This window comes from Lacticaseibacillus pantheris DSM 15945 = JCM 12539 = NBRC 106106, from assembly GCF_001591865.1.
Classification (GTDB): Bacteria; Bacillota; Bacilli; order Lactobacillales; family Lactobacillaceae; genus Lacticaseibacillus; species Lacticaseibacillus pantheris.
On record NZ_BCVS01000166.1, the window covers coordinates 1 to 2,996 of the forward strand.

The 2,996-nt window shown below is 54.9% G+C and carries 2 protein-coding genes; both read right to left on the reverse strand.

What is annotated here, in order from left to right; translation table 11 throughout:
• Positions 1–212: 212 nt before the first annotated feature.
• Positions 213–2,051 (reverse strand): potassium transporter KimA, encoded by a 1,839-nt coding sequence (gene kimA, locus LPA02S_RS11170; protein WP_056956334.1) that lies wholly within the window; start codon positions 2,049–2,051, stop codon positions 213–215.
• A gap of 200 nt (positions 2,052–2,251) precedes the next feature.
• A complete protein-coding gene (locus tag LPA02S_RS11175) occupies positions 2,252–2,821 on the reverse strand; it encodes an LOG family protein (protein WP_056956385.1) in 570 nt (189 codons plus the stop codon).
• Positions 2,822–2,996 lie beyond the last annotated feature (175 nt).

Below are 2,996 nucleotides of genomic sequence, written 5' to 3' on the forward strand. Positions count from 1 at the left end.
GAATCCAAGTGCGGGCCCTCGATATATAGCCGGGGAATGCTCCGGCGCTTTTCCGTTATCTTTGCTTATTGAAACGAGCTGCGCCCCGCAGAAACCGACGTATAAGGCAGGCCGAACAAGAATCCAAGTGCGGGATTCTCGTCCGGCCTGCCTTATACTCTGGTTTCTAAGCGCGGGGCTCCGCTCTCTCTAAACGGCCTGCTCCGCTCTCTCTACTTCTTCAAATGATAACTATACGTAGCCATAATAATATTCTCGCGCCGCGCGAACGCCGCCCTCAACCGAATATTCGTCTGGTTATGCAGAATATTCTGCCAACCCTTTCGCGGCACAAACTGCGGTATCAACACCGTCGTCGTAAAGTTCCGCTTCGCCGCGTTGCGCGCAATCGTGTCCACAAACCGGATCACCGGCCCCTGCACCGACCGGTAACTCGAATGCACGTCCACAAACCGTACGTCAGGGAAGTCCGCCCTGAACTCCGCCTGCGTCTCGTGCTCCTTCGTCGGGTTCTCATCCATCGATACGTGCATCGCAATGACGTAATCGCCAATCGTCTGCGCGTAATTCAACGCTCCCCGGGTCACCCGCGTCACGTTACCCACCAGGACAATCACCGTGCTACCGCTGTACTCATGCAACTTTGCATCGTCTTTCATCAAACGCAGCTGCTCCGCCACGTTCGTGTAGTGATGCTTAATCTTGTAAAACAGGAACAGCAGCGCCGGCATGATGATAAAGAACGGCCAAATATCTGGCAATCGGTAAACGAACAGAATCACCAGAATGGCAAAGGAAATCAACGCCCCCGAGAAGTTCGCTAAAGTCTTGCCAAAGATACCGCTCTCCGTCCCCCGCCGCTTCAGCCAGTGGCGAATCATCCCACTTTGACTCAGCGTAAACGGAATGAACACCCCAACCGCATACAACGGAATCAGGCGCTCCGTACTACCATGGAAAATCGCGATTAGGACGGCTGAACCCAGCGCCAACGTGATAATCCCGTTGGAAAAGCCGAGCCGGTCCCCACGGTCCATGTACATGTGCGGCATGTACTTATCCTTAGCCAGGTTAAACGCCAGCACGGGGAACGCCGAGAAGCCGGTGTTCGCCGCCACGGCCAGAATCAGGGCAGTCGCAAACTGCACCACGTAGTACATAATGCTACCACTGCCAAAGGTGTGGCCGGCAACCTGCGACAGCACCGTCACTTTGGCTTCAGGTACAATCCCGTACCAGTAGTTCAGGAACGTAATACCCGCAAAGAAGAACCCGAGAATCGCGGCCATGATGGCCAACGTCCCCGCTGCGTTCTTTGCCCGGGGCTTCTTGAAGAAAGGCACGGCATTACTGATAGCTTCCACCCCCGTCAGGGAACTGGAACCACTACTAAACGCCCGGAAGATCAGGGCCGCCGTGATGCCGGGCACCACGGAGCCAACCGCTGCGTGGGCCGCGTACGGAATGGAGCCCGTCATAATCCGGAACAAGCCCCAAATAATCATGGCCACAATGGAGACCACAAACAGGTACACGGGAATCATCAGGAATGATGCGGACTCGCTCATCCCCCGCAGGTTCATGACCATCAGCAGGAAGATAATGACCAGCGAAATGGTGACCTCGTGCCCGTACAAAGCCGGAATGGCCGACGTGATGGCCTCCGCCCCTGAAGACACGGAAACCGCCACGGTCAGCATGTAATCAATCAGTAACGAACCCCCGGCCAATAAACCGGCATTACGGCCTAGATTCTGGCTGGACACCACGTAGGCGCCACCCCCACCGGGATACGCGTGAATTATTTGACGATACGACAGGGTCAAGCTGAGTAACAGCACCAATACGAAAGCCGCGATTGGTAACGAGTACCAAATTGCCGCCGCCGACAGTGTCGTCAGGACCAGCACAATTTGTTCAGTTCCGTACGCCACGGATGAAAGGGCGTCCGAACTCAACATTGCTAACGCCTTTAACTTACCCAGCTTCTGCCCACCTTCTTCGGACGACTTAAGCGGCCGTCCGATGAAGAACCGTTTCAGTGAATGCATCGCTTTATGTACTCCTATTCAGTAATGGTAAGCCGGCCGCCACGATTGCTATTGCGAGCGTCCAACCCACAAACATGCCCAGACAGGTGGGCACGACATAAGCATTAATATACCACTAACAAAACCGATTAGCACCAACATTCGGTACCGTCACCTTTACAATACGCAAAAGAGGCGGCAAATGCCACCTCTAGTGAGAATTATTTCGCCGCCGCGGTGGCATCCAGAGCAGCCCGGTCGGCGTCCAGCATCTGCACGAGGTCCTCGAAGTTGTCGGATACGTGAATGTGCGGCATGATATCGGTCGCAAAGCCTTGATCCACAAAGATTTGCAGTTGCTCTACCAGCGGGTCATAGAATCCACCCATGTTGAAAATGCCAATCGGCTTCACTTCAATGAGCCCAATGGTCATCCATGAGATTGCCTGCGAAATTTCCTCTAGCGTGCCAAAACCACCGGGGAAAACAAAGAAGGCGTCGGGCTCTTCAATGAGCAACTTTTTCCGTTCATCGATGGTACTAGTACGGATGGCGTGGGTGGTGTTCACACGTGGCAATTCCGCGTCAAAGAGGCCCTCGGGGTAAATCCCGGTGACTTCACCGCCGGCGGCCAACGTCGCACCACTAATGGTACCCATGATACCCGAGACCGAGCCTCCGTACACTAGCTCCACGTGGTGGCTGCCGAGGTACCACCCGAATGCGTGGGCCACCTGTTCATAGCTCTTCTTGGCGCCGTAGCGCGAGCCGCAAAAGACTGATAACTTCACAACCATCAACTCCGTTCATATACTTTCATCGTGACCACCAATTATACCGGGTTTAACTCCGCAATTCAATGCCAGCGGTTTGAAGGTGCTGGCAACGCGGCGGGGGGGTTGCGGCTTACGTGCCCTGCGCCATGATTGCAACCTTAGTGGTCGCCGGCAGCGTTGGTCGGGTTGG

Bases quoted from the DNA above. Each gene is read 5' to 3' on its own strand.
- kimA (WP_056956334.1), bottom strand. From the start codon at position 2,051: ATGCATTCACTGAAACGGTTCTTCATCGGACGGCCGCTTAAGTCGTCC.